Here is a 26,648-nt window from a genome sequence, read left to right as displayed (position 1 = left end):
CCAAATCCTATAAGATTTGGCTTTACTAATATCGTTTGTTGTTGAAACAGTTGTTTTACAAATCAAAACCAATGTTTACACCAAGCTTCGTAGCGATTAGTTTATTAATTCTACTTTTTAGCTGAGGTATTTTTACACTAGACAATACATTGTTTGCGAATGCATACATTAATAAAGCTCTAGCTTCTTTTTCTCCGATACCTCTGGATTTCATATAGAATAACGCATTATCATCTAATTGCCCAATAGTACAACCATGTGAACATTTTACGTCATCTGCAAAAATCTCTAACTGTGGCTTAGAATTGATGGTTGCTTTATCACTTAATAAGATGTTGTTATTAGACTGAAAAGCATTTGTTTTTTGCGCTTCTTTATTTACAACAATTTTTCCATTAAAAACCCCTGTAGATTTTTCATCAAAAATACCTTTATAATCCTGATGGCTTTCACAATTTGGTGCTGTATGATGTACCAGAGTATTGTGATCTACATGCTGCTTTCCTTCAATAATTGTTATACCATTAAGTATAGAGTCGATTCCTTCACCTTTTTGATAGAAATTAAGGTTGTTTCTGGTGATATTTCCCCCAAAAGCAAAAGTATGTACAGATGCTACACTTTGCGCATGCTGTTCGATATACGTATTATCAATCAAAGAAGCATTTTGATTATCATTCTGAATTTTATAGTAATCAACAATTGCTCTTTTATCTGCAAAAATTTCAGTTACAGCATTTGTAAGAACAGGATTATCTGTTAAACTCTGATGGCGCTCAATGATTTGCACATGAGAATTTTCTCCAACGACAATCAAGTTACGAGGCTGTAACATTTGTGCAGCTTCATTTCCTGTAGAAAAGTGTACAATCTGTATAGGCTTATCGGCTAGCTTATTTTTTGGAATATAAATATAAGCCCCTTCTCTAGAAAAAGCTGTATTCAAAGAAGTAAGCCCATCTTTAGGAGCTACTTTGTTAAAATAGTTCTCAATGATTAATCGATATTTTTCATTGCTTAATGCTGATGACATTAAACATACATCGATTTTATCATGAGTCGTTTCAGATAAATGAGACGAATACTTACCATCAATAAATACAATTTTATACGTATCTAAATCATGAAGGAAGTACTTTTTTATATCCTTAAAATCTAAAGCATTTTCTTCTTTTGGAAAAATACTGTAATCATGTTTTAATACAGTATTTAGAGAGGTATATTTCCACGCTTCTTCTTTTTTGGTAGGAAATCCTTTTTCTTCAAAAGTTTTAATAGCTTGACTTCTGATATCGTGAACAGCCGCATCTACATCTACCATGTTTTCAAAGGCCAAAAAAGAAGATACTAGTTTATCTTTCAACTCCATATCTTATGCGTTTATTTCTTCTTTAATCCAATCGTATCCTTTTTCTTCTAGTTCTAAAGCTAATTCTTTGGTACCAGATTTTACGATTTTACCGTCATATAATACGTGTACAAAATCTGGAATTATATGGTCTAACAAACGTTGATAGTGAGTAATTACTACAATAGCGTTATCTTCGCTTTTCAGTTTGTTTACTCCGTTGGCTACAATACGTAGAGCATCTATATCAAGTCCAGAATCTGTTTCGTCAAGGATTGCCAATTTAGGTTCCATCATTGCCATCTGAAAAATTTCATTACGCTTTTTCTCACCACCCGAGAATCCTTCATTAAGAGAACGGGATAGGAATTTGCGATCGATTTCTAATAATTCAGATTTTTCACGAATTTTTTTAAGCATGTCTTTGGCAGGCATTTCTTCAAGACCTTGTGCTTTTCGTGTTTCATTTATGGCGGTTTTCATAAAATTAGTTACCGTTACGCCAGGAATTTCTACTGGATATTGAAACGACAGAAAAACTCCTTTATGAGCCCGTTCTTCTGCTGCAAGTTCTTCAATATCTTCTCCTTCCAAAAGGATTCCTCCCTTGGTAACTTCATATTCTTCTTTCCCTGCAACAATACTGGCCAATGTACTTTTTCCAGCACCGTTAGGACCCATAATTGCGTGTATTTCTCCTGCTTTTACATTTAGGTTAAGACCTTTTAAAATTTCTTTCCCTTCGACACTTGCGTGTAAATCCTTTATCTCTAACATGTTATATAAAACTTTTATCTCTTATGAGATATAATTCATTTATTTTTCTTTTTCTAGATCAGAGTTTTTATCTTCTTCAGAAGATTTAATCTTAGTGGGTAACTCTGAAGTTGGCGCACTTACTCCGATAATTTCTTTTAGTTCTACTATTTCTTCCCATCCTTGTTCTGGATTGGGTTTTATGATTCCCTTTACTACTACAGGAACCATGTCATATTCTTCTCTTTGCAGAGGTTCTACTTTTTTAGCGAGTTCTAGCGTGACATCATTAATTATCACTCCATATATAAAATCATTACCTTTTAAAACTGCTGCATCATCTATAAGAATAAATTCGCCACGAATTAAATTAGGTTCTTCATTTTTGTTTTCGGATTTGCAGGAAAAAAGAATAAGACTTAGTGCAATTAAAATACATGTTTTTTTCATTAATGTAGATTTGATGGTTTTACAATTAGCCTACAGAACCTTCTAAAGAAATCTCCAGAAGTTTTTGAGCTTCTACTGCAAACTCCATAGGTAGCTTATTCAATACTTCTTTACTAAAACCATTAACGATTAAAGCGATTGCTTTTTCTGTATCGATTCCTCGTTGGTTACAATAAAAAATTTGATCTTCTCCTATTTTACTTGTAGTTGCTTCATGTTCTATTTGAGCGGTTTTGTTTTTAGTTTCTATATAAGGAAACGTATGTGCGCCACATTCATTGCCCATCAATAATGAATCACATTGTGAAAAATTACGTGCATTGGTCGCTCTACTACTTATTTGCACTAATCCTCGATAGCTATTTTGAGATTTCCCTGCAGAAATACCCTTAGAAATGATAGTACTTTTGGTGTTTTTGCCCAAGTGTATCATTTTTGTACCAGTATCTGCTTGCTGAAAATTATTGGTTACCGCAATAGAATAAAATTCTCCCACAGAGTTATCACCTTTTAGGATACAAGAAGGATATTTCCAGGTAATTGCTGATCCTGTTTCTACTTGTGTCCAAGAAATTTTAGCGTTGTTTTCACAAATTCCTCTTTTGGTCACAAAATTATAAACCCCTCCTTTACCTTCAGCATTTCCGGGATACCAGTTTTGTACTGTAGAATATTTTATTTCTGCATCATCCAATGCTATTAATTCAACAACAGCGGCATGCAACTGATTTTCATCACGAGAAGGAGCAGTACATCCTTCTAGATAACTTACATAGCTTCCTTGGTCTGCCACTACTAAAGTTCGCTCGAACTGACCTGTACCTGCCTGATTGATTCTAAAATAGGTAGATAGTTCCATTGGACAACGAACACCTTTAGGGATATAACAGAACGAACCATCGCTAAAAACAGCAGAGTTTAAAGCAGCATAAAAATTATCCTTTTGAGGAACCACAGCTCCGATATATTTTTTAACTAACTCTGGATGTTCTTGAATAGCTTCAGAAATAGAGCAAAATATAATTCCTTTTTCTGCAAGGGTTTCTTTAAACGTTGTAGCTACTGATACAGAATCCATTACTATATCTACAGCTACTCCTGCTAATTTCTTTTGTTCGTCTAACGAAATCCCTAGTCTTTTAAAAGTATCGAGTAATTCTGGATCTACTTCATCAATACTATTATATTTAGGTTTTTTATTTGGTGCAGAATAGTAAGATATATTCTGAAAATCAGGCTTTTCATAAGTAACATTTGCCCATTCGGGTTCTTCCATCTGTTCCCATGCTCGAAAAGCTTCAAGCCTCCATTCTGTCATCCATTCGGGTTCTTCTTTTTTCTTAGAGATTGCACGAACAATATCTTCATTAAGACCAACAGGAAAAGTATCAGATTCTATATCGGTATAAAATCCATACTCGTATTCTTTGGTCTCTAGTTCTTTTTTTAAGTCGTCTTCAGTATACGCCATTTTCTTTATCCTAGAATTAATTCAGGACTTTTTTTATAGATTAAAGGGAAAAACTTTCTCCACAGCCACATGTTCTACTGGCATTAGGATTATTAAATACAAAACCAGTACCATTTAAACCACCAGAATACTCTAGAGTTGTACCGATTAAATAAAGAAAACTTTTTTTATCTACAATGATTTTTACACCATTATCTTCAAATACTTTATCTCCTTCCTGCTGTGCTTTATCAAACTTTAAATCATATGATAAACCAGAGCACCCTCCACTTTTTACACCTACACGCACATAGTCGGTAACTGCATCATATCCATCGTCACTCATCAATTCGATGACCTTATTTTTTGCTATGTCTGATACCTTAATCATACTTTTATAATATAGATTAATTCTAAATGAAATGCAAATATACTACATAAGTAGATTTTATACACGAAACCTAACATATATCTGTTATATATTAGAATAGGTAAAAGCTATAATGGTCTATAGAAAAATACTTTAGAATTCTGAAAAACGAGTATCATTTACATAATCGTCATCTGTAAGTGTTTTTAAAAAAGCGACGATTTGTTGTTTTTCTTCAGCTGTCATTGGGATTCCCAAGGCACCATTTTGATTTTTAAACATTGGATCTAAAGTTTCAGAATCTACCATACCATCACTATAATGATTTAAAACATCATCCAAAGTTTTTAATCGACCATCATGCATGTACGGAAAAGTAAGCTCAATATTTCTTAAACTAGGAACTTTAAATTTTTGCATGTCCTCGGTTAATCCTGTTACACGTTTTCTTCCTATGTCATTGTATTGAGGGTCAATAGGTAGTCCATTATTACGATACGATTGATCCGTAAATAATGTACCTTTATGACAAGAAGCACACTTAGCTTTAAAGAGTTCGAAACCAGTAGCTTCTTCTGCTGTAAAAACAGAGCCTTCATTTCTTTCTATCTTGTCGTATTTGGTGTTTGCAGAAATCATCATAATCATGAACTGAGAAATTGCTTTGAGCATATTATCAGAATTTATTTTTTGATCTTCGAATGCTTCTGCAAATAATTTTACATATTCTGGTTGCTCTTCTAGCTTTTTAAGAATACTATTGAAAGTCTCATTCATTTCTACTTCTGCAGTGATGGGTATAATAGGTTGAAGATCCAAGTGCATTGCGGCCCCGTCCCATGTGAACTCTTTCATAAATGCCATATTATGTAAAGGCTGTGCATTACGAGTTCCTAGAGCACCGCCTACACCATGGCTTACAATATGTGTGTGGTGAGTAAATGCAAAATCCTGAATATGACAAAAACCGCAAGAAATCACACCATCAGAGGCGAGACGACCATCATAAAACAACTTTTTTCCTAGTTCGAAACCTTTTTCTGTAGGAGGATTAAGTGTTATATCATAAGTTGGGTCGGGAAAGTTTGCAGGTATAGCAAATTCTAATTTTTTATTTTCGATAGGAACATAATTATCCTTATCAGAACTACATGCAGTTCCGATAAGGATAATTGCTATATATGATAATAATTTCAAAATATTACTTTAATTAGATACGCTAGTTGCAGTAAACATAGTACTTATATTTTCTGCAATTTTTGGAGCAAATTCTGCATCTACCTGAATACTGTTTTTTACTTCTAGTGAATGCGTATTTGTACCATCAAATATCTTTGCAATATCAACATTAATTGCCACTTCTGGTGATTTCGATTCTTCGATGGTTAATGTGTTGGGTAATTCGATTGTGATTTCCTTATAATTGTCTAAAGTGGTACCATGGCTTCCTACATGAATTGAATAGTCGGCACTGGCTCCACCATTTACAGTATAGGTTCCTTCAAATTTAATGAATTTATATCCAGCAGACCAACTCCATAACATTCCGTTTTCTTCTGCCGTAGGAATAAAATTAGTTATCCCACCACCATCAAGTGGATATTTTGATTGATCGACCCCAAAACCAAACTTGATTTTAGTATATTCTCCTGCACTAATATCGGCAAGGCTTACTTTTTTGCTTTCTACAGCAGCTTCATTGATGACAAAATAGCTTCGGTCTACGGGATATACAAATTCTTGGCCATTAGCTTTAATTAAAACAATATTACTTATAATATATTTCAATTCTGAAATGGTATAGGTTTCATTACTTGCGTTGGTATAGGAATCAGTAGTTAATTCGATACCATTATTATTGATTGTGTTTTTAAAATCAAGGACAACATTTCCGAAAGTATTTATTGCTCCGTCGTCATCATTTTTACAGGAGGATACAATTACTAATGTTGTTATGAGGATATATATGATGTTTTTCATTGTGTTTATTTATATTTAATTATTAGTACGTCTTTAGATCCCTTATTTGCAGGGATATCAAAGTCGTTACTTTCAGAGTTGCCTACAACAATTACTTTTTTGTCGCTTGTTTCTATGCAGCCTTCTCCAAATTCTGCTTGACTACCGCCGCTAGCCAGTTTCCATTGAACTTCTCCATTGATAGTTATGATCATGCTCCAGACATCACTTTGTCCTTTGTTTTGTGCCACATCAATATCATTACTTCTAGAGTTGCCCGTAATAACAAAACCACCGCTTTGCATTTTGGCAATAGCTCTACCGGTATCAAAGGCTGTGCCGCCCAATGATTTTTCCCAAAGTAGATTACCATTACCATCAATTTGTATCAACCAAAGATCGGCATTCCCATTGGCACTAGAAATATCACCATCTGTACTTCTGGAATCTCCTACAATAAGAAATTTTCCATCACCAGTAGCTGCAATGGCATATCCTACATCAATTTCTGATCCGCCAAATGATTTTTGCCATAACTTAGTACCTTCTTTATTAATTTTTACAGCCCAAAAATCATAGCTTCCTTTACTATTAGTAATATCAAAATCAACACTTTCTGATGAGCCGATCATTATAAAGCCATCATCTTGAGTTTGTACTACATCGTAACTACGATCATTATTGGTGCCACCAAAGAAACGTCGCCATTCTTTTTCTCCTGCAGAATTAAGTTTGATACCCCAGAATTCTCCAACTCCATGTTTTGAAAAACCACTTTTGTTGTCATTGCCTTCTCCACCACTAGCGGTTACATCTAGAAAACCTGTAATGAAATACCCGCCATCACGAGTTTGTACAACAGAAAAAGCTCTGTCTATTCCGGGAAATCCAAAACTTTTTTCCCATTGAATACCTCCAGAAATATCTGTTTTTACAATCCAATAATCTTGTAATCCGGCATTTGCACTTACATCTTCGTCTGCACTTCTGCTATATCCTACCAATGCATATCCACCATCTGTAGTTTGAATGATTTTTTCTCCTCTTTCATCTCCAGAACCTCCATAAGTTTTACTCCATGAAATTTCTCCTTCTTTGGTTATTTTGAGTAACCAATAGTCACTGTCTGGAGCAGTTTTATCGGTAATATCTCCGTCAATGCTTTGGGTATATCCAGCTATTGCATAACCCCCATCAGTAGTTTCGACTACTGATAGGGCATTATCTTCATTACTTCCTCCAAATGTTTTTACCCAGTCTATTTCACCCAAAAACCCTTCTAAAGGAGGAACGGGTGTTGCATTATCTTCATCATCGCTACCACAAGCAATCAAAGCTAATGTTGCAATACAGATGATAAGTATATTGAATAAGAATTTAGAGCGATTCATTTGTTAGTATATTTTAAAGACATTATTTTTTTACAAAACGCTTGGTAATAGTACCTTGGTTTTTGGCGGTAACTTGTAAAAAATAGACTCCTGTTTTCAAATTAGAAACATCAATAGTATTTTTAACGGTTCCTTTGCCTACTAATTGCCCTACAAAATTTTTGATTTCAAAATTTGAAGTTTGATTAGTAGCACTTTTGTCACCCATAAATACATTCATGATTGCCCCTTGAACCGGATTTGGAAAGATCGAAAAGGAGATATTTTCTGTTGAAATCAAAGATGAATTAGCAGCAACACTTGTTGTAAGAGCAATATTATCAATGGCGATATCGGCTTGCCAGGTAGATCCTGTAACTCTGTTGAATCTTAGTCTTAGAGCCTCACCAATATATTGAGAAAGATCAAGATTAATGGCGTTCCAGGAATTTCCTTGATTACCGGTTTTACTCCAAATACTTGTCCATGAAGCACCATCATTTGTCGATGCTTCAACTGCTATACTTCCCATATCAGATGCACCAAACATATGATATGTAAATGTGAATGCAGGAGAAGAAGTACCACTTAGGTCAAAACAAGGAGATGTTAGTATTGCTCGTTTATTAGGAAACCCTGTTCCATTTCCGGAAGCTTCTACATAGAGATAATATGTTCCCTGATTTGCGCTTGATGGTCCTGTATTTCTTGATGGGGTTCCATTAGAATCAACCGTCCAATTGATATCATCTGATGATGATTGTGTCCACAAACCTAAAGTATTTTCAAAGCTTTCATTGTACGGAAATGATGATACTCCACCAGCACATACATTACCATTACCTTCGGTGATTGTAACCGTGTAATCTTCGACTTCACCATATGGGAATGACTCACAGGATGTAGGGATAGAATTATATTTCATAGAGACACGCATTCTGGTCGATACAGCAGAAGCGCTAGATGGGATTGAAAATGTTCCGCTAACAGGGGTAGTCCTTGTTGCATTTTGTGACCATACTTGTTCTCCAGAATCTTCAAAATCACCATCTTGATTAAAGTCGATCCATACACTATACCCTTCACTGTATACTGTACCCGACCATGTTGGAGTAATCGTAATTGTATGTGATGTGCCTTTTGCAAGATTAGTAGATATAGAAGTGTGGTCTGCATAACCACCATTAGATGCACCAGACGTATTATTTATACTTCCGATAGATACATTGCTAATATATTCATCAGAAACACTATTTCCATTAGAATTACAATAATTCACTTGCACATCTGTAGTTGTGAAATTAACAGAACTACTGTAGTTAGATGAAGTCCCGTCCTGACATTTACTTCTTACTTGTGCTTCGTAAGATGTGGTGGCAGACAAGCCAGTTATAGTATTAGAAGTTCCATTTACAGCCGTCGTTGTCCAGGAAGAAGTCCCAGTTTGACGATATCTTAAATCATAAGTAGCGTTGGCAACACTTGTCCAATTAATAGTAGCAGAAGTTGCATTTATGTTAGAAGATCCTACACCGGTAGGAACGGTTGCCTGACATACCGCGGGTGCACTTTTTCGTATTAAGAAAAACCCTCCTTGAATATCACTTATAACAATGTTTCCGCTATTGAAATAGGGATATACATTCCACACACCATCCATAGTTACACTATTACTAGAGGTATAAGTATCAAAGAACCCTACTTCTGTCATGGTTTTGGTTCCAATGCTAGAAATATCTATAATCCTTATCCCTGCTCTATAATTTGCCAAGTAGAATAAATTACCTTTTACATATCCATTATGATCTGTTGCTGGTGTTGGGCCAAAATAATTAAAATGAAATTTTGGATTATCTAAATCCTGAAAATCAAAAACAATAGTTTTTGTATTAAAACCAACCCCTTGTTCATCGAGCTCATCTCCCAATATAAAATATTTCAGATCTTCTGTAAACCACCCCTGGTGAGTGTATTTAACATCAGAATATTTTATAGTTGATATTGTTTTAGGATTTGATTTATTGGTAATATCGGCTATTACGATTTCAATTTCGTTACTACCAATAAGAATCTCTTTTCCTGTATAGTCACTATCCGGACCATTATAAGTAATAACCTGGGCATCATGAGTGTATGCGCGTTGACCACCTGATAAAAGTCCTCCGGCATTGGTTGGGTTTTTTGGATCCTGAATGTTAATAAAAAGAGGTCCTCCTTTATAAGGACCAGAATTTCTTTGAGCCCCTACAACATAGGCATATCCAGAATCTTCATTGATTACAATGTTGTGAGCATTACCGAATTCTGTATATCTTTTATCTGCGGTAAAAGTTTGAGGAGGATTTGCTACGTTACGTAATCTTGTAAGGTCAAAAACCTGCATTCCGTGATTAGCAGCTTCACTTACTATAAAAGCATGATTTTTATACACTTTTACGTCTCTCCAGGTACTATTTGAGGTGGCTGTTGGTAATTTACCAAGATAAACGGGATTAGTTGGATTCGAAATATCAATAAATGCGGTTCCGTTATTTAAACCAATAATTGCATATTCATTACCATTTTGTGGATCTGTCCATCCCCAGCTATCATTACCGGCTCCAGCACTCATTTGAGATAGCGTGATGTGAGACATTAAATCGTAATCTTTACAAGGGTAAGAACCTGCCAGCCCGTTTTGACAAGGGGTCTGACCATAAGAGAATACTACTGATAATATCAGTAGAAGAGTAATTAGATTTTTCATTGAGTTTGTGGTTTAAGAGTTTGTTTAGAAATTGAAGTTTATGTCATATGCTAATAGTTTAGTTTTTAAATAATTAACTAATTTATCGATTTTATGTGTAGGTATTTATGAATTCTATATACAGTTTGCATTATTTTAACTGTTTTTAACGTTTTTTTACATAATTATGAGTTAAAAAATGAGAAATTGTATTAAAGTGACATGCATTTTTCAATTTTAAGCAAAATCCAGAAAGATTATTTTAGGGTATCGACTGGGATCATATTTTAATATATGCTTATGGAGTACTTTTTCGAATCAATAAAAACCCTCCTTGGATATCGCTAATTACAATATTTCCACTTTCAAAATAAGGATATACATTCCATACACCATTAAAGCTTGCACTATCACTTGATGGGAAAGTATCAAAAAAACCTATTTCTGTCATATTTTTATTTCCGATATCAGAAATATCAAGTATTCTAACTCCAGCTCTATAATTTGCCAGATAAAATAGATTTCCTTTTACATATCCATTATGATCTATAGCCGTAGTAGGACCAGTATAATTCATATGAAACTTAGGATTATCAAGATCTTCAAAATCAAAAATTATAGTTCTGGTATTAAACCCAACTCCTTGTTCGTCGGTTTCGTCTCCTAATATAAAATATTTCATATCTTCTGTAAACCATCCTTGATGAGTATACCCCACATCTGTATATTTAATAGTAGATATAGTAATAGGATTATTTTTGTCTGTAATATCTGCGATTACAACCTCTATCTCATTGCTGCCAATTAATATTTCTTTACCGGTATAATCGGTGTCGGGTCCTTGATAATTAATTGCTTGCGCATCATGACTATAAGCTCTATCTCCTGTAGAAAGAAACCCTCCTGCGGCAATTGGGTTTTTAGGATCTTGTATATTAATGAATACAGGACCTCCTCGATACGTTCCGGATCTACTTGTTCCTACTGCATATGCAAATCCAGAGTCTTCGTTAATAACAATATTATGTGCACTTCCAAAATCGGTAAAATGCACATCTGCATTAAAAGTTTGAGGAGGATTTGTTACATTTCGCAACCTTGTAAGATCGAAAACCTGCATTCCATGATTAGTAGCTTCACTTACAATAAAAGCGTGATTTTGATATACTTTTACATCTCTCCAAGGACTATTTACAGTTGCGGTTGGTAGTTTACCTAAATAGATTGGACTATTAGGTGTAGAAATATCTATGAAAGCTGTACCGTTGTCTAGTCCTATCAAAGCATATTCTTTACCGCTTTGTGAGTCTGTCCATCCCCAACTATCATTACCTGCACCTGCAGACATTTCTGTGAGTGATATTCTAGTGATCAGATCATATCCGTTACAAGGATAAAACCCACCGGCAAGGCCATTTTCACAGGGGCCAGATTTAACATCATTTGTAGCAACAGATGGATTATTAAAAACGTCATTACCATTATCGTCACCACTACAACCTATAAGAGTTGTAAATAATAACAAATTACACATAAAATACCTTTTCATATAGTTTTCAATTTTAATAAATGTACTAAACTTTTTTGAGTATTGTTTTAATATCCCAAAGCCATAAGACTTCTACATTAGGTTTAGAAGGCTGAAAAATCAGAAGTTTTTTATGAATTGAAATCACTTTGTTACCTACCTTTGCAAAATGATTGAAGACAAGAATACACCAAAGACACAACTATCTGAATTAGGAGAATTTGGACTTATTAACCATTTGACCAAGAATTTTGATATCAACCAAAAAACAACTTCTCTTGGAATTGGAGACGATGCAGCAGTTTTGGATTTTGAAAATAAAAAGTGCGTATTAACAACAGATTTATTGATAGAAGGAGTACATTTTGATTTGTCGTATGTTCCATTAAAGCATTTAGGGTATAAAGCTGTAATAGTAAATCTTTCTGATGTCTATGCTATGAATGCAACAGCATCACAAATCACGGTTTCTATTGCAGTATCAAACAGATTTCCTTTGGAAGCATTAGAAGAATTATATGCAGGGATTGAAACTGCGGCAAAGCTTTATAATGTAGATGTAGTAGGAGGGGATACGACTTCTTCAACAACAGGACTACTTATTAGTATTACGGCTGTTGGATACGCAAATGAAGAAGATTTGGTATATCGTAGTGGAGCTAAGGAAAATGACCTTCTGGTTGTAACTGGTGATTTGGGAGCAGCATATTTGGGACTTCAGGTATTAGAGCGAGAGAAACAAGTTTATGAGGTTAACCCTAATTCGCAGCCAGACCTGGATCAATATACTTATATCATTGAGAGGCAACTTAAACCAGAAGCACGAAAAGACATATCAGAACTTCTTAAAGCATTAGATGTAAAACCAACAAGTATGATTGATATAAGTGATGGTTTGTCTTCAGAAATAATACATCTTTGTTCTCAATCCAAAGTTGGCGTAAATTTATATGAGGAAAAAATCCCATTAGATCCTACAGTTATATCTACATGCGAAGAATTTAAAATGAATAGTACGACAGTAGCACTAAATGGTGGTGAGGATTATGAATTATTATTTACCATAAAACAAGAAGATTATCCTAAAATAAAAGCAAATCCCAGTCTTACAGTTATAGGTCATATAACAGATGAGAAAAGTGGAATAGGATTAGTGACCAGAGCAAACGAAAAGATAGCAATACAAGCCCAGGGGTGGAATCCGATTGAGGAATAATTAATAATTATGAAGCTGCTTGAAATGGAGTATCACGATTAGTTCTTGCCTGTTTCTTAGCATGTACAGAGGCTAAAGCATTATTGATTTCTTTTAACTTAGGCGTCATTGCCTCTAATCGTCCTCTACTATTAGTAGTGGCTTGTTCACCACAGTGTGAACAGGTATATTCTTTAATGTGATGAGTAACATTTTTAGAAAGAAGATAGTCATGGCCAAATAGAGAACAGTAAATTTTTGAAAAAGAAAATGCGGAGGTTGGGGTAGTTTTTTTCATTATTCTTAGGGGGTTAAAAATTCATGGAAAAGGGTTATTAGTTCATTATCAATACAATAATAATATTTTTTTTTTTATTATCCGCATTTTTGTAAGAAAAAATCACCATAAATCATTGATTTTTAGACGAAATACTTCTTTTATAGTGTTTTTTGACCCAAAAAGAAGTATTTCGTCTAAAGAACATGTGAAATTACCTATCTTTTAGAGAAATCAAAAATAGATTTATTATCTTCTAAGTTTTGATATTAAAAAGATCCTAGAAACAGGTGAAGTTTTGCAATATATTCGTCTTTATTCTCTAAATATGACATATGGCCTCCATCAAAACTAACAAGATTGATATTACATTGCTTCGATTCTTTAATACTTTGACCATATAGTAAAATAGGATCTTTGGTTCCGGCAAAGATGATTTTTGGCTTATTAAAACTGGATAGAAGAGATGTGTGATCTTTTCTTACTTTCATTCCTTCTAAACCAGAAATAATTCCTTGCAAAGAAATCTTTGAGGCTTGATCTTTGATCATATTTATTTTGTCTGCTAATCGCAATCGATTTTCTTCAGCAAAAAGATTTGCAATTGCCATACTAGTATATGCGTCGGGATTATTCTTGACTATCTCAATGGCTCTACTCCGATTTTGTTTTCTCTCTATGCTATCAGGAAACGAAGTAGAATTTAACAATACTAATCCCGAAACTATATTTGGAAAAAGATCTATACAGGCTAGAGCTACATAACCACCCATAGAATGACCTACAAAAGAAGCCTTAGAGATGTTTAGGCTATCTAAAACAACCTTGACTGCTTGTGCCATATCCTCCATAGTATGTATATACCCCATACACTCGGTAAGACCGTGACCTAAAAGATCGATAGAAATACAATGATATGTATTTGATATATGATCGATGGTTTCTTCCCACATGGTAGAATTCTCTAAAAACCCATGCAGAAAGACTACAGGAGTACCTTTTCCCGAAGTATTATAATTTATTTTGATCCCTTTATACGTTATTATCATTTTACTTTTTAATTTATAGAGCAAAGAAACTAGAAACAATACTCTTTTAAAATGTAAATAAATATTTTTTTATGAATGCACTAAGTTTTCAGCTATAGTTATATATTAATTTTTAACTCATTATTGCTTTTCTATTTATAAATACTATTACGATTATTTTGTATGCTTATTATGGTTTCATTATTATTGCTTATTAAAGGATATAAATACCTAACCAAATGAGATTTAATAAAGAAACTTTTGTTGCAGGATTTGCATTATTTTCAATGTTTTTTGGTGCAGGAAACCTAATGCTTCCTCCACTTTTGGGGTATAAAGCAGGCGATGCGTGGTTTCTGGTTATTATGGGTTTTGCTATTTCGGCAGTAGTTATTCCTTTATTAGGAATTTTTGCGCACGCCCGCTTACAAGGAACTATGCTTGATTTTGCAAAGAAAGTATCTCCCACATTTAGTTTTGTTTATTGTATATTGGTTTATTTGATCTCTATCACATTGCCTTCCCCTAGAACTGCATCTGTAACCCATGAGATGGCAATTGCACCTTTTTTTGGTACAAATGCCTGGTTAACCAGTACTATTTATTTTGCATTAGTGTTGCTTTTTGTACTTAATCGATCTAAGATTCTTAGCTTATTAGGCAAATTTCTTTCTCCTATTATATTTATCGTTGTACTTAGTATCATATGTATTAGTATTTTTTCAATGCAAACACCTGCGATTAATCCTTCAGAATTTGGAACTCCTTTTATTAAAGGGTTGCTAGAAGGCTATCAAACATTTGATGCAATAGGAGCTGTTGTTGTAGGTGGAGTTATTATTGTATCTCTAAAAATTAAAGGAGAAAATAATTTTGATAGAAATCGAAAACTGATTATTGGATCTGGTGTTTTGGCAGGAATAGGCCTTTTTGTTATTTATGCTGGTATGATTTATAGTGGTGCATTATTTGGTGCTGATTTTGATACTACTATTTCGCGAACAGATTTATTATCAGGAATGAGTTTAAAAACATTAGGTAGTATAGGTAAAGTTTTTTTAAGTATTCTGGTTGGGTTAGCCTGTTTTACTACGGCTGTAGGTATTGTAACTGGTACTGCAGATTTCATAAAAGGAATTTGTAACGGATCTCAAAAAGCATATCTTATTACCGCAATTATAGCTTGTATTCTAGGAGTATTAATGGGACAGTTTGATGTACATTATATCATTGATGTAGCAATACCAGCACTTATGTTTATTTACCCTTTAACCATTATTTTGATTCTGTTAAATGTTTTGCCTAATAGATTTACTTCTTCATTAGTATTTAGAACTGTAGTTATCGTAACTATTTTATTTAGTATTCCTGATTTTTTAGGAACTATAGGAATGCAGGACTATGTTGCTCCGATTTTAAAAATTCTTCCTTTAGGAGTGTATAGTTTAGCTTGGTTATTACCTGCATTGGTAACGCTGATTGTTATGAATATCTTTTCAAAAACAGAGTGATTTTTCTAAACATAAAAATTAAAGGTTTTTAGGGGTAATTTCCCCTTTTTTATTGTATTAGTTTTTGTTACATTCGCGCCAGAAAACAACGAATTTTAATATTTATATAAAGGGAAATCTATGGGAAAAATAACTACTCTTATACTTATTACATTATTTTTATTTTCTTGTTCTAATGATGATGACTATGTACCTATAGCATCAGGTTTGGATAAAGATTTAAAAACTCTTTTAACCGACATTTCTGAAGATAAAGGTCTTACTTATTTTATCTTACCGAAAAGTGATGATTACCTTAAAATACCTCAAGACCCTCTAAATCCAATTACCAGGGAAAAAGTTGAGCTAGGAAAGTTATTATTACATGAAACAGCTCTTGGCAAAAACCCAAAAATAGATGAGATGAAAGCTACATATTCTTGTGCTTCTTGTCATCAAGTTACTGCGGGGTTTAGCTCTGGATTAAGGCAAGGTATTGGAGAATGTGGTGTAGGTTTTGGAACCAATGGTAATGGTAGAGTAATAAATACCAATGTTCCTGTGGACTCTGTAGACATCCAGCCACTTCGCTCTCCTACTCTTTTAAATGTAGCATACCAAGATGTAATGTTATGGAATGGGCAATTTGGAGGTACAGGAACTAATGCAGGAACAGAAAGTAATTGGGCAAATATTCAAGAGAATTTTCTAGGATTTCAAGGTATAGAAGTTCAGGCTATAAAAGGTCAGGGGGTTCATAGATTACTAATTGATAAGGATTTTGTAAATACACTGGGATATAAAGAAATGTTTGATAAGGCTTTTGGTGATATTATAGAAAGCGAGCGGTATACTACCAAGAATGCAGGACTTGCTATGGCTGCTTATGAAAGAACATTGCTTGCGAATAAATCACCTTGGCAAGAATGGCTAAAAGGAGATTATGATGCGATGAGTGAGGAAGAAAAGAAAGGTGCAATTGCATTTTTTGGAAACGGAAAATGTTACCAATGTCATACTGGCCCAGCACTAAATGATAAAAGCTTTCATGCTTTTGGGATGGGAGATTTTGATAATTCTGATAAAGCATTGGTGTTAGATAGTGCAGGTTTTGAAAATGTAAAGAAAGGAAGAGGAGGCTTTACTAAAAATCCAAATGATAATTATAAATTTAAAACACCAACGCTTTATAATCTGACTGATAATGGTTTTTATGGCCATGGAGGCACATTTACATCGGTAAGAGATGTTATCGTTTATAAAAATAAAGGAGTTCCTCAATCTACCGAAGTAACTACCGAAAATTTGGCAACTCAATTTGGAACTATTGATTTAACAGATCAGGAAATAGACAACCTCACAGCTTTTATAGAAATCAGTTTACAGGATACTGATCTTAATCGATATGTGCCTGAAACATTGAAATCAGGATTATGCTTTCCGGTTAATGATGTGCAATCTCAACAAGATTTAGGATGTAACTAGATATAACGTAATCGTTTTTGATCAAACTTAATTTAATGTAGCAATCCACCAGGTGTTACCAAATGGATCTCGAAAACCAGCTCCTCTGGCTCCGTAATCTTCTTCCATAGGTTCCATCAAGGATTTGGCTCCTGCATCTATGGCTTCATAATACGTTTGATCAGTATCTTTTACATAGACATACATACAACCGGGATGTGCAGGATTATGTTTTGAAGCTTCTGTAAGAAGAATAGTAGAATCGCCGATTCTAATTTCTGAATGTTGTATTCTATTATCAACATCGAGGCTTCGTATCATTTCCTGTGCCTGAAAGATTTTTCGAATGAAATCAATAAAATCTTCAGCTTTTTCGACTACTATATACGGCATAGCTTGCTGGTGACCAGCAGTGATTTTCATTCGTTGCATAATATAAAAAGAGAGTTTTTGTATTCAACGAAGGAAGTATAGAAAATATTCTATAGATGTGTAAAAATTTCAACGAGAAAGCTGATTAGTTTTATCATTTTTTTGCTTTTCTAGCTCTTTAATAAAATAGGAAGGATAAATCCCAGTCTTTTTATAGAATGCTTTAGAAAATGCTTCAGAATTATTAAAGCCGATTTCTTGTGCAATGGCTTGCACAGTATATTTTCTAAATATCGAATCCTCGTTTAATTTATCGATTACAAAATCGATTCGTAAATCGTTAATATAATTGCTAAAGCTTTTTTCTTTAAAAGTATTGACCACTTTAGAGAGATAACTAGAGTTTGATTCAAACTTTTGGGCAAGATCTTTTGAGGTTAGAGGTTTTAAAAACTCTTTTTTTTCTTCAAATTGCTGAAGCTTATCAAGTAGTTTGTCTACAGTTTCTTTGTTAATTGATGAAGGAGTAGGATCATCTGTAGATTGATCTTTTTTTTGGTTTTGATCAGAGATTTGTTGTAAGAGTTTTAAAAATCTTTTTTTGTAAAGTTGTTGCCGATAATAATAGTAAACAATACCGATTAGACTTAATAACAGAAGTATTGATATGATAATATTTTGAGAGGATATCTTATTGTTTTCTTTTTCTAATGAAGCTATGATTTTCTGTTTTTGTTCAAGAAGCTCCCTGGTGTCAAATTCTCTTAAAAGCTTATCATTAAGGATCCAATAATCCTTTATTAAAACACTATCTGCACTTAGTAGTTTATTTATATACAGTAATTGATTGGTATGGTCACCAATAGATTTGTAATAACCAACCAACTCTACATAGGCAGCTCTACTTTCGGGTAAAAAATAATTTAAAGTTTTAGAGATAGAATCTATTTTCTTGAAATAAGTAATAGACTCTGAGGTTTTACCTAAGCTTTTATTAGAATTTCCTAAATATAGATATGCGTTAATTAAATCTGTAGTACTTTCATATCCTCTTTCTGGATTGATAATTTTGGGTAATATTGGTTTAATTTTTTTTATTACTAAACTATATTTCTGGTTGTAATAGTCTAGAATACCATCATTTAAATCGAACAGAAATTCAGTGGGCTTACCTTTAGATAATTTAACTCCTTCTTTGTTTAAAATTTTTGCAGAATCTATTTGATTATTTAATCTATATATAGAGACAAGTTCTGTTAGTGTTAATAGATAAGAGATAGTATCTCGTTTTGTTTTGTTTTTGATGCTTTTTTCATATACAATACATTCTTTGAATAGTTTTTTGGCCTCATCATATTTTCCTAGTTTCCTTTTTAGATTTGCGATATTATGCTTAAGAAGGTATATATACGGTACATTATTGTTTTTTCTAGAATGTTCTAATGCTGTTAAGTAGTCTTTAAGACTATGATTAAGATCCCCAAACTCCCCATAGGCAATCGCTCTTTTGTTATAGAAGACTTCTGGATGATTCTTTTTAACTATATTTTCCCCAAAAAAAACAGCACTGTCTAAAGCTTCTATTTTTCTTTTTTTTGAATCATTATACAATAGACTTTTATAGACATAAGACCAAGCTATACGACTGTTGTCTTTACTGTTTTTTCCTTTGTTAAAATAAGCCCGGGCATATAACCTTGCTGCTGGTATATTACTATCTAAACTTGCATGAAAGTTTTCACTAAGCTGTTTATATGTTTTTTGCATCAAGGAATCGGGAACATGAAAAGATTGCCCATACCCAATAAACGAGACAGAAAGAATGAAGATGTTTCTAAGTAGTTTTAAATACATACCATACCATTTAGAGTTTCAAATTAAGAATCAAAAGTATTTAAATACTGACATTAAAGTCAACAAAAGAAATACTGTTTTTATCAATTACGAGAAATTCTTCATTCATTTCTATGTAATAAGACGATAGATTTTTACTGGTGATATGGTTTATACAAACTGTAGATTTAATTCGGTTGATTAAAAAAAGAAGGCTATCAATCAATTTTAGTATACTTTTCTTTGCAAGGCTCCATACACTGAGTCGGATAATCGATGATCAACATAGACTCATTTATTTCAAAATTTATTTTAGAGTCTGAAGATGTACAAGGAACGATAAGTAGAGTATGATTCATGTCATATGTTCCAGACATTCCGATAGTTTTATCATCATCTAATGGACAGTAAGATACGTTTGTTTTTAAGGTGCCGTCATCAAAGAATTCGATAACTTTTTCCTGGTTTGCTTTTTGGAAGGCTCCTTTTCCATTTCCCGGATCTACCAGTACGTGTGTTAGCTTCCATTTACCAACTAATGGTGATTTATTTTTTTTAGTACAAGCATTGCAAAAAGTAATGATAAAAAAACAAAGAAGAAGTTTTTTCATGATAGAACAGGTTTTAGAGTTGTGTTCGACTAAACTAAAAAAAATAAGAGAGATTACCTTACGGCTTTACCACCGAGTTTTGAGTTGTGTTTAGGAGATAGTAAAACCCCACACATAAAAATATGGATGGGGCATATATTTGATTTTATAGAATTCTAATTATTCATTAATTCTTCAATCTCTTCAGCTTCTATAGGAATATTAGCCATGAGATTAAAAGGTTCTCCTTTTTCCTGTATTACTACATCATCTTCAATACGAATTCCAAAACCTTCATCAGGAATATAAATCCCGGGCTCAACAGTAAACACCATATTTGCTTGCATAGGCTCGGTAAGGATACCATAATCATGGGTGTCTAATCCTATGTGATGAGAGGTACCATGCATAAAGTATTTTTTGTATGCAGGCCATTCTGGATCTTCCTTCTGCACATCAGCTTTATCTATAAGCCCTAATCCTAATAACTCAGATGTCATAATTTTACCAACTTCAACATGATAATCGGCCCAGATAGTTCCTGGAATCAACATTTTGGTAGCTTCATTTTTAACTCGAAGTACAGCATCATAAACATCTCGCTGACGTTTAGAGTATTTTCCTGATACCGGAATTGTACGAGACAAATCACTAGAGTAATTAGCATATTCTGCAGCAACGTCCATAAGGATTAAATCACCTGCTTTACAGGGTCGATTATTTTCTATATAGTGAAGCACATTGGCATTGTTTCCGCTTGCGATTATAGGAGTATACGCAAAACCTTTGGATCTGTTATTGATAAATTCATGCAACAATTCGGCTTCAAGATTATATTCCCAAACATCAGGTTTTACAAAGCCTAAAAGTCTTCGAAATCCTTTTTCGGTAATATTACAAGCTGTTTGCATAAGCTCAATTTCGATGGGATCTTTTATTGCTCGTAATCGTTGTAAAATAGGATTGCTTTTTGCTACGGCATGTGCAGGATATTTTGCTTTCCACCATTTGGTAAAACGATCTTCACGAGTTTCTGTTTCTACGCTTGATCTGTAGTGCTCATTAGTGTTTACATATACAGTTTCACACTGCGTCATCACTTCAAAGAAAATCTTCTCTAAATCCTGAAGCCAATATACGGTTCTAATTCCCGAAACATCAAAAGCTCGTTCTTTGGTTAGTTTTTCACCTTCCCAAATTGCAATATGCTCATTGGTTTCTTTTAGAAATAAAATCTCACGATGCTTTTCCTTAGGAGCATCGGGAAAAAGTAACAATACACTTTCTTCCTGATCAACGCCACTTAGGTAAAAAATATCTCTATGCTGCTCAAAAGGCATAGTACTATCGGCACTAATTGGATATATATCATTACTATTAAATATAGCAATGCTATTGGATTTCATTTGTGCAGCAAAGTTTTTACGATTTTTGATGAAGAGATTGCTATCGATCTGGTGATATTTCATTGTATGATATGTTGTTTAATTACAAACCTCATAAGCCCTCTAGACCAAACGAGGATTAAGAATACTGATTTTCTTCAAAAATATGATTATTATTTGCGTAATAAAAAAAGGAACTCATAAGATTTTGAGTTCCTTTTTTAAATATTGAATTTACCTTACTTTTTTTGTTAATATGAATGTATTTTTATTTGCTTATTGCATTTTTGATTAAACCTATTATGGCCATTAACACACCACCTCCGACACCACCACCTGCAATGCTTCCTAGTATCCCAGACAAATCCATTCCGCCAGAAGTACCTATTCCCAGATAATTTAGCAAATACCCACCTAAACCTCCTCCGAGTATTCCTAGAATTGAATTCCCTACTTTACCTAAGGATACATTTTTTAGTAATGAGCCTGCGATATTTCCTCCAACGGCCCCGCTGATTAATTGAATAATTAATGGTAAATACTCTTCCATGATTGTGTGTTTAATTGATTAGTACTTAATAAATTAACTAAAAATTTACGAGAAACACAAAAAAAGAACACTATCCTTAGTGCTTTGTGATTATTGTTTTAAAAGAAAGGATTGTTAAACAATATCTAAAAATTTTGAGTTTGTTATAACAATATCTACTTTCAGCGCACTAAACACCCATCAAAATGAAAACATTTACATCATCATTATTTTTCTTCTTTCTTTCTTCTTTTATTTTTTCTCAACAACCAGCTACTAATGCAGAATTGATACAGAAAGGATTGCTGAACAAAAAGCAAATGGAAAAGTCTTCTTTAGTGAAACATGTCCCTTTTAAAAATATTGGACCAACTGTAATGAGTGGTCGTGTAGTAGATGTTGATGTAAATCCAGAAAATACTACAGAGTTTTATGTAGGATATGCTTCTGGAGGGTTGTGGCATACCGTAAATAATGGAACTACTTTTGAACCTGTTCTTGATGCTGCAGAGACAATTAATGTTGGTGATATTGCAGTAGACTGGAAAAATAATATCATTTGGGTAGGAACCGGTGAAAATAATTCGTCTAGGTCATCCTATGCAGGGATAGGAATTCTAAAATCTACAGATAATGGTAAGACATGGAAAAATGTAGGACTACTCGACTCACATCATATAGGTAGAATCGTTATTAATCCGAATAATCCAGATGAGGTCGTAGTGGGAGTAACCGGACACTTATATTCTTCTAATCAAGAACGGGGAGTCTATAAAACAACAGATGGGGGGGCTACTTGGAAAAAAACGTTGTTTATTAACGATCGAACAGGCATTATTGATTTAGCATATGCACCTGGAAACTTTAGTATTATGTATGCAGCTGCATGGGATAAAGATCGTAAAGCCTGGAATTTTGAAGGAAATGGATTAGGGTCAGGGATTTATAAAAGTATTGATGCAGGAACTACCTGGAATAAAATATCTATAGAAGGAAGTGGTTTTCCTACAGGAGAAGGAGTAGGTCGAATTGGCCTTGCTGTTTTTGATGAAAACACAGTATATGCTGTACATGATAACCAGTACAGAAGAAAGGAAAATGAAACCAAAAAAAGTGGTTTGGGATTAACCAAAGAGGATTTTAAAACGATGTCATCAGAAGCTTTTTTAAAACTGGAAAACAAAAAGCTAAATGCATTTTTAAAAACCAATGGGTTTCAGGAAAAATACAGAGCAGATAATGTAAAACAACTTGTGCGTAGTGGTACAGTAAAACCAATAGATCTTGCCAAATACCTCGAAAATGCTAATGCAATGTTATTTGATACTCCGGTTATTGGAGCAGAAGTATACAGAACTAATGATGGAGGGAAATCCTGGGCAAAAACCCATAAAGATTATATAGATGATCTATTTTATAGCTATGGATATTATTTTGCTCAGATACAGGTAAGCCCTACTAATAAGGATCATATATACATTTCTGGAGTTCCTATTTTGAAATCTAAAGATGCCGGAAAAACATTTACCAATATTAATGGAAAAAATGTTCATGCCGATCATCATTCATTGTGGATTAATTCTAAAAATCCTATGCACTTGATAAATGGTAATGATGGGGGGGTAAATATCTCTTATGATGATGGAGAACACTGGATAAAAGCAAATCAACCTAGTGTGGGACAGTTTTATGCAATTAATATTGATCATGAGAAACCATATAATGTGTATGGTGGATTGCAAGATAACGGAGTTTGGGTAGGAGCACATAATGCTAAAGAAGATGACTCCTGGCATCAAAGTGGTCATTACCCGTGGGAAAGCATTATGGGGGGTGATGGTATGCAGGTACAGATTGATGATCGGGATGCAAATATTGTATATACTGGATTTCAGTTTGGTAATTATTTTAGAATAGATCGTGCAAAAAATAAACAAACTTATATTCAACCTAAACATGAATTAGGAGAATCTCCTTATCGATTTAATTGGCAAACACCAATTTTACTATCGCCGCACAATCAAGACATTTTATATTTAGGAGGTAATAAGTTAATGAGATCTATGAACCAGGGTGATGACTGGACTGCCATATCTAATGATTTAACGAACGGTGGTAAAAAAGGAAATGTTGCTTATGGAACGTTGACTACTATTGCCGAGTCTATATTTCAATTTGGACTGATCTACACAGGTAGTGATGATGGATTAGTATATATAACTAAAAATTCTGGAGGAAGTTGGAGTAAGATTTCGGATTCTTTTCCTAAAGATCTATGGGTGTCAAGAGTAATTGCCTCTTCTCATAAAAAAGAAAGAGTTTATGTTACATTAAATGGATATCGATGGGATGATTTTAAACCTTATGTCTATTTAAGTGAAAACTATGGACAGAGCTGGAAAAACATAGGAAGCAGCTTGCCTGTATCTGCAATAAATGTGATTAAAGAAGATCCTAAAAATGAAAACGTAGTATATATAGGAACAGATAATGGTGCCTATGTTTCACTAGATAAGGGAGCAAGCTGGCAAGCTTTTTCTAACGGATTACCTAATGTAGCGGTTCATGATATTGTAATCCAACCAGAAGCTAATGATTTATTATTAGGAACACACGGTAGAAGTATATACAAAACAAATATAGAAGCAGTACAACTTCTTGATAATAAAGTAATGAATAAAGGACTTTATGTTTTTGATGTACCTGCAATGCAGTGGTCAGATCGATGGGGTGTTTCGTGGAGCAAATGGTCTACACCATATAAACCAACAACAACTATCAAGTTTTATTCTGGAAAATCAGGAGACTTCTCTATTAAAATTACTACCGAAGAAGGAAAAATACTTCAGAAATTTTCTACAAAAGCTGATAAGGGGCTTAATTATGCAGAATATGACCTTACGATTACTGAAAAAGGAAAAAATATACTCGAAAAAGAATTTCCTGATGAAGAAGTTTCTAAAAGAAAAAATGGAAAATATTACCTTCCTACTGGAAGATATTCAATAGAAATTTCTGATGGGAAGCAAACAGAAAAAGCTTTGTGGGAAATTAAATAAAAGGGATCTCAAATAACGTATATTGATAAACCCCATCAAAATATTTTGATGGGGTTTAAGCAATTCAAACATATGATGTAAAATAATCATATTTTCTTTAGTACCCTTTATTGGGTATCATATTAGAGTTTGCATTTAGCTCGGCTAAAGGAATAGGAAAGGCATAATTATAGCTACCATATACGGGTCCTTCAGAAACTACATTTAGTTTTGGGATATTCTGTTTTGTTCGTGCTAAATCATCAAACCTAAACCCCTCAAAACATAGTTCTTTTCTTCTCTCTAAAAGAATATTTTCTTTGGTTGCTTCTGTATATAGACTAGCTCCTCTATTATCAGGAATCATATTTAGCCAGGTTAAAGCATTACCTATAGCTCCTGTTTCTAATAATGCTTCTGCATAAATTAAGATGATTTCTTCATATCTTATTAGACTAACATTGTCATCAAAAGATTGAGAAGGATATTTACCTATATTTCTTAATTTATCTCCATCGGTATTAATCATACTGGTAGCTCCTCTAATATCTCCAGCATCAAAAATAGAAGCAAAATCGTCATATGCTACAATATCAGCATACCCAAATCGATAGATATTTGCCAAGCCGTTTATACCTTGATTATCTACATTATCAAATGCTAATTCAAAAATAGAATTGGGAGCATTATCTACAGACCAACTATCTACATACGAATCTCTATCTAATATAGAGAATTGCCCAGAATCGATTATAGCCTTAGCTGCATCTCTGGCTGTTTCATATTCTTCAAAATACAATGCTACTCTTGCTTTAACTGCATTTGCAGCATAGCTAGTTATATAGCTGGATGTACCATTAAGTGCCTCTGACATTAAAGATGATGCTTTGTCGAGATCTGCAAGGATTAAATTTTTTACTTCCCCCACCGTTTTTCTACTAGGGAGAAGATCATTATCATCTTTAAACTTATCAATATAAGGAACTCCTAAGGCACTTAGCCCCCCGTTATCTACATGTTGTTGACCATATAAGCGTAACAAATCAAAATGGCCTAGTGCTCTTATTACATGAGCTTGTCCTTTAATGTGATTAATTTGCTCCAAATCCCCTTTAACACCCTCTATGTTAATAGCAATGTTGGCTGTAGATATAGTTGTATAGATTACAGACCAGGTATTTAAAGCATATCCATTGGCATCAGTCATATTCATATCACTTACACTAATAAAACGACCAGATTCACCAGTAGAATATGCATTATCTGATCTTGCTTCTCCATATATGATAATGTCTCTTCCGTAATAGGTAGATTGAGTCATCCAACTATAGGTACCATTTAAAAGATTAGATAAGTCTTCTACAGTACTAATATTACCTTCTAAGTTCTGATTTTGAAGTAAAGTAGGCTCTAAATCATCATTACTACAAGAAGATATTAATGCTATAAACAAAGCACTATATACGAGGTATATTATTTTTTTTGTCATGA

22 protein-coding genes are annotated in these 26,648 nt (G+C 33.6%); 4 read left to right on the top strand and 18 right to left on the bottom strand.

Features of this window, described 5'->3' with window-relative positions:
• Positions 1 to 55 precede the first annotated feature (55 nt).
• The 10 genes from sufD to NNH57_RS16715 form a co-directional block, all read right to left on the bottom strand.
• Positions 56 to 1,369 carry a Fe-S cluster assembly protein SufD gene (gene sufD, locus NNH57_RS16765; RefSeq protein ID WP_074409831.1) on the bottom strand — a complete coding sequence of 438 codons (1,314 nt, stop codon included), beginning with the start codon at positions 1,367 to 1,369 and terminating at the stop codon, positions 56 to 58.
• Positions 1,370 to 1,372: 3 nt separating this feature from the next.
• Positions 1,373 to 2,125 (bottom strand): Fe-S cluster assembly ATPase SufC, encoded by a 753-nt coding sequence (gene sufC / locus NNH57_RS16760; RefSeq protein WP_074409830.1) that lies wholly within the window; start codon positions 2,123 to 2,125, stop codon positions 1,373 to 1,375.
• A 39-nt stretch (positions 2,126 to 2,164) separates the two neighbouring features.
• Positions 2,165 to 2,554: a hypothetical protein gene (locus tag NNH57_RS16755; RefSeq protein ID WP_074409829.1), complete on the bottom strand. Its 390-nt coding sequence runs from the start codon at positions 2,552 to 2,554 to the stop codon at positions 2,165 to 2,167.
• A 25-nt stretch (positions 2,555 to 2,579) separates the two neighbouring features.
• On the bottom strand, positions 2,580 to 4,025 hold the full coding sequence (sufB, locus tag NNH57_RS16750; RefSeq protein ID WP_025666176.1) for a Fe-S cluster assembly protein SufB: 1,446 nt from the start codon (positions 4,023 to 4,025) through the stop codon (positions 2,580 to 2,582).
• A 40-nt stretch (positions 4,026 to 4,065) separates the two neighbouring features.
• Positions 4,066 to 4,395 (bottom strand): HesB/IscA family protein, encoded by a 330-nt coding sequence (locus NNH57_RS16745; RefSeq protein WP_074409828.1) that lies wholly within the window; start codon positions 4,393 to 4,395, stop codon positions 4,066 to 4,068.
• 132 nt (positions 4,396 to 4,527) lie between these two features.
• Entirely contained in the window at positions 4,528 to 5,571 is a 1,044-nt protein-coding gene (locus tag NNH57_RS16740; RefSeq protein WP_074409827.1) for a cytochrome-c peroxidase, read from the bottom strand.
• 9 nt (positions 5,572 to 5,580) lie between these two features.
• Positions 5,581 to 6,354, bottom strand: coding sequence for an MbnP family protein (locus NNH57_RS16735; RefSeq protein WP_108808253.1), 774 nt, complete (start codon positions 6,352 to 6,354; stop codon positions 5,581 to 5,583).
• A 5-nt stretch (positions 6,355 to 6,359) separates the two neighbouring features.
• A complete protein-coding gene (locus NNH57_RS16730; protein ID WP_108808254.1) occupies positions 6,360 to 7,724 on the bottom strand; it encodes a hypothetical protein in 1,365 nt (454 codons plus the stop codon).
• Positions 7,725 to 7,746: 22 nt separating this feature from the next.
• Positions 7,747 to 10,449 (bottom strand): choice-of-anchor B family protein, encoded by a 2,703-nt coding sequence (locus NNH57_RS26525; RefSeq protein ID WP_074409824.1) that lies wholly within the window; start codon positions 10,447 to 10,449, stop codon positions 7,747 to 7,749.
• A gap of 277 nt (positions 10,450 to 10,726) precedes the next feature.
• Positions 10,727 to 11,977 (bottom strand): choice-of-anchor B family protein, encoded by a 1,251-nt coding sequence (locus NNH57_RS16715; protein WP_108808255.1) that lies wholly within the window; start codon positions 11,975 to 11,977, stop codon positions 10,727 to 10,729.
• Between the two features lie 148 nt (positions 11,978 to 12,125).
• Between NNH57_RS16715 and thiL the strand changes: the two genes are divergently transcribed.
• Positions 12,126 to 13,172, top strand: coding sequence for a thiamine-phosphate kinase (thiL, locus tag NNH57_RS16710; RefSeq protein WP_074409822.1), 1,047 nt, complete (start codon positions 12,126 to 12,128; stop codon positions 13,170 to 13,172).
• Between the two features lie 7 nt (positions 13,173 to 13,179).
• On the opposite strand, the gene NNH57_RS16705 is transcribed toward thiL, so the two are convergent.
• Entirely contained in the window at positions 13,180 to 13,449 is a 270-nt protein-coding gene (locus NNH57_RS16705) for a hypothetical protein (RefSeq protein ID WP_025666184.1), read from the bottom strand.
• Between the two features lie 248 nt (positions 13,450 to 13,697).
• The gene (locus tag NNH57_RS16700) at positions 13,698 to 14,477 is read right to left on the bottom strand and encodes an alpha/beta fold hydrolase (protein ID WP_074409821.1); all 780 of its coding nucleotides are present in this window, start codon (positions 14,475 to 14,477) and stop codon (positions 13,698 to 13,700) included.
• A 218-nt stretch (positions 14,478 to 14,695) separates the two neighbouring features.
• Between NNH57_RS16700 and brnQ the strand changes: the two genes are divergently transcribed.
• Positions 14,696 to 15,967, top strand: a complete 1,272-nt coding sequence (gene brnQ, locus NNH57_RS16695) for a branched-chain amino acid transport system II carrier protein (protein ID WP_074409820.1) — start codon at positions 14,696 to 14,698, stop codon at positions 15,965 to 15,967.
• 120 nt (positions 15,968 to 16,087) lie between these two features.
• On the top strand, positions 16,088 to 17,431 hold the full coding sequence (locus tag NNH57_RS16690; RefSeq protein WP_074409819.1) for a cytochrome-c peroxidase: 1,344 nt from the start codon (positions 16,088 to 16,090) through the stop codon (positions 17,429 to 17,431).
• Between the two features lie 27 nt (positions 17,432 to 17,458).
• On the opposite strand, the gene NNH57_RS16685 is transcribed toward NNH57_RS16690, so the two are convergent.
• From NNH57_RS16685 to NNH57_RS16665, 5 genes are all read right to left on the bottom strand, one after another.
• Entirely contained in the window at positions 17,459 to 17,842 is a 384-nt protein-coding gene (locus NNH57_RS16685) for a VOC family protein (protein WP_082995009.1), read from the bottom strand.
• A 69-nt stretch (positions 17,843 to 17,911) separates the two neighbouring features.
• The gene (locus tag NNH57_RS16680) at positions 17,912 to 19,636 is read right to left on the bottom strand and encodes an AraC family transcriptional regulator (RefSeq protein WP_108808256.1); all 1,725 of its coding nucleotides are present in this window, start codon (positions 19,634 to 19,636) and stop codon (positions 17,912 to 17,914) included.
• Positions 19,637 to 19,833: 197 nt separating this feature from the next.
• Entirely contained in the window at positions 19,834 to 20,226 is a 393-nt protein-coding gene (locus tag NNH57_RS16675; RefSeq protein WP_074409817.1) for a hypothetical protein, read from the bottom strand.
• A gap of 155 nt (positions 20,227 to 20,381) precedes the next feature.
• Positions 20,382 to 21,674, bottom strand: a complete 1,293-nt coding sequence (locus NNH57_RS16670; protein ID WP_074409816.1) for an aminopeptidase P family protein — start codon at positions 21,672 to 21,674, stop codon at positions 20,382 to 20,384.
• Between the two features lie 184 nt (positions 21,675 to 21,858).
• Positions 21,859 to 22,140: a hypothetical protein gene (locus tag NNH57_RS16665; RefSeq protein ID WP_025666192.1), complete on the bottom strand. Its 282-nt coding sequence runs from the start codon at positions 22,138 to 22,140 to the stop codon at positions 21,859 to 21,861.
• Positions 22,141 to 22,325: 185 nt separating this feature from the next.
• Between NNH57_RS16665 and NNH57_RS16660 the strand changes: the two genes are divergently transcribed.
• On the top strand, positions 22,326 to 25,178 hold the full coding sequence (locus tag NNH57_RS16660; RefSeq protein WP_108808257.1) for a VPS10 domain-containing protein: 2,853 nt from the start codon (positions 22,326 to 22,328) through the stop codon (positions 25,176 to 25,178).
• 97 nt (positions 25,179 to 25,275) lie between these two features.
• Here NNH57_RS16660 and NNH57_RS16655 read toward each other — a convergent pair whose 3' ends face one another.
• Positions 25,276 to 26,646, bottom strand: coding sequence for a RagB/SusD family nutrient uptake outer membrane protein (locus tag NNH57_RS16655; RefSeq protein WP_074409814.1), 1,371 nt, complete (start codon positions 26,644 to 26,646; stop codon positions 25,276 to 25,278).
• Positions 26,647 to 26,648: the final 2 nt, after the last annotated feature.

Origin of the sequence: Aquimarina spinulae, assembly GCF_943373825.1 — a bacterium.
In the GTDB taxonomy this organism is placed as follows: domain Bacteria; phylum Bacteroidota; class Bacteroidia; order Flavobacteriales; family Flavobacteriaceae; genus Aquimarina; species Aquimarina spinulae.
Note: the sequence above shows the minus strand (reverse complement) of the source record. Positions and strands in the feature narration are given on the sequence as shown.

Excerpts from the sequence above, each read along its gene's own strand:
- sufD (WP_074409831.1), bottom strand. The coding sequence starts at position 1,369 with ATGGAGTTGAAAGATAAACTAGTATCTTCTTTTTTGGCCTTTGAAAAC.
- sufC (WP_074409830.1), bottom strand. The coding sequence starts at position 2,125 with ATGTTAGAGATAAAGGATTTACACGCAAGTGTCGAAGGGAAAGAAATT.
- NNH57_RS16755 (WP_074409829.1), bottom strand. The coding sequence starts at position 2,554 with ATGAAAAAAACATGTATTTTAATTGCACTAAGTCTTATTCTTTTTTCC.
- sufB (WP_025666176.1), bottom strand. The coding sequence starts at position 4,025 with ATGGCGTATACTGAAGACGACTTAAAAAAAGAACTAGAGACCAAAGAA.
- NNH57_RS16745 (WP_074409828.1), bottom strand. The coding sequence starts at position 4,395 with ATGATTAAGGTATCAGACATAGCAAAAAATAAGGTCATCGAATTGATG.
- NNH57_RS16735 (WP_108808253.1), bottom strand. The coding sequence starts at position 6,354 with ATGAAAAACATCATATATATCCTCATAACAACATTAGTAATTGTATCC.
- NNH57_RS16730 (WP_108808254.1), bottom strand. The coding sequence starts at position 7,724 with ATGAATCGCTCTAAATTCTTATTCAATATACTTATCATCTGTATTGCA.
- NNH57_RS26525 (WP_074409824.1), bottom strand. The coding sequence starts at position 10,449 with ATGAAAAATCTAATTACTCTTCTACTGATATTATCAGTAGTATTCTCT.
- NNH57_RS16715 (WP_108808255.1), bottom strand. The coding sequence starts at position 11,977 with ATGAAAAGGTATTTTATGTGTAATTTGTTATTATTTACAACTCTTATA.
- thiL (WP_074409822.1), top strand. The coding sequence starts at position 12,126 with ATGATTGAAGACAAGAATACACCAAAGACACAACTATCTGAATTAGGA.
- NNH57_RS16705 (WP_025666184.1), bottom strand. The coding sequence starts at position 13,449 with ATGAAAAAAACTACCCCAACCTCCGCATTTTCTTTTTCAAAAATTTAC.
- NNH57_RS16700 (WP_074409821.1), bottom strand. The coding sequence starts at position 14,477 with ATGATAATAACGTATAAAGGGATCAAAATAAATTATAATACTTCGGGA.
- brnQ (WP_074409820.1), top strand. The coding sequence starts at position 14,696 with ATGAGATTTAATAAAGAAACTTTTGTTGCAGGATTTGCATTATTTTCA.
- NNH57_RS16690 (WP_074409819.1), top strand. The coding sequence starts at position 16,088 with ATGGGAAAAATAACTACTCTTATACTTATTACATTATTTTTATTTTCT.
- NNH57_RS16685 (WP_082995009.1), bottom strand. The coding sequence starts at position 17,842 with ATGCAACGAATGAAAATCACTGCTGGTCACCAGCAAGCTATGCCGTAT.
- NNH57_RS16680 (WP_108808256.1), bottom strand. The coding sequence starts at position 19,636 with ATGTATTTAAAACTACTTAGAAACATCTTCATTCTTTCTGTCTCGTTT.
- NNH57_RS16675 (WP_074409817.1), bottom strand. The coding sequence starts at position 20,226 with ATGAAAAAACTTCTTCTTTGTTTTTTTATCATTACTTTTTGCAATGCT.
- NNH57_RS16670 (WP_074409816.1), bottom strand. The coding sequence starts at position 21,674 with ATGAAATATCACCAGATCGATAGCAATCTCTTCATCAAAAATCGTAAA.
- NNH57_RS16665 (WP_025666192.1), bottom strand. The coding sequence starts at position 22,140 with ATGGAAGAGTATTTACCATTAATTATTCAATTAATCAGCGGGGCCGTT.
- NNH57_RS16660 (WP_108808257.1), top strand. The coding sequence starts at position 22,326 with ATGAAAACATTTACATCATCATTATTTTTCTTCTTTCTTTCTTCTTTT.
- NNH57_RS16655 (WP_074409814.1), bottom strand. The coding sequence starts at position 26,646 with ATGACAAAAAAAATAATATACCTCGTATATAGTGCTTTGTTTATAGCA.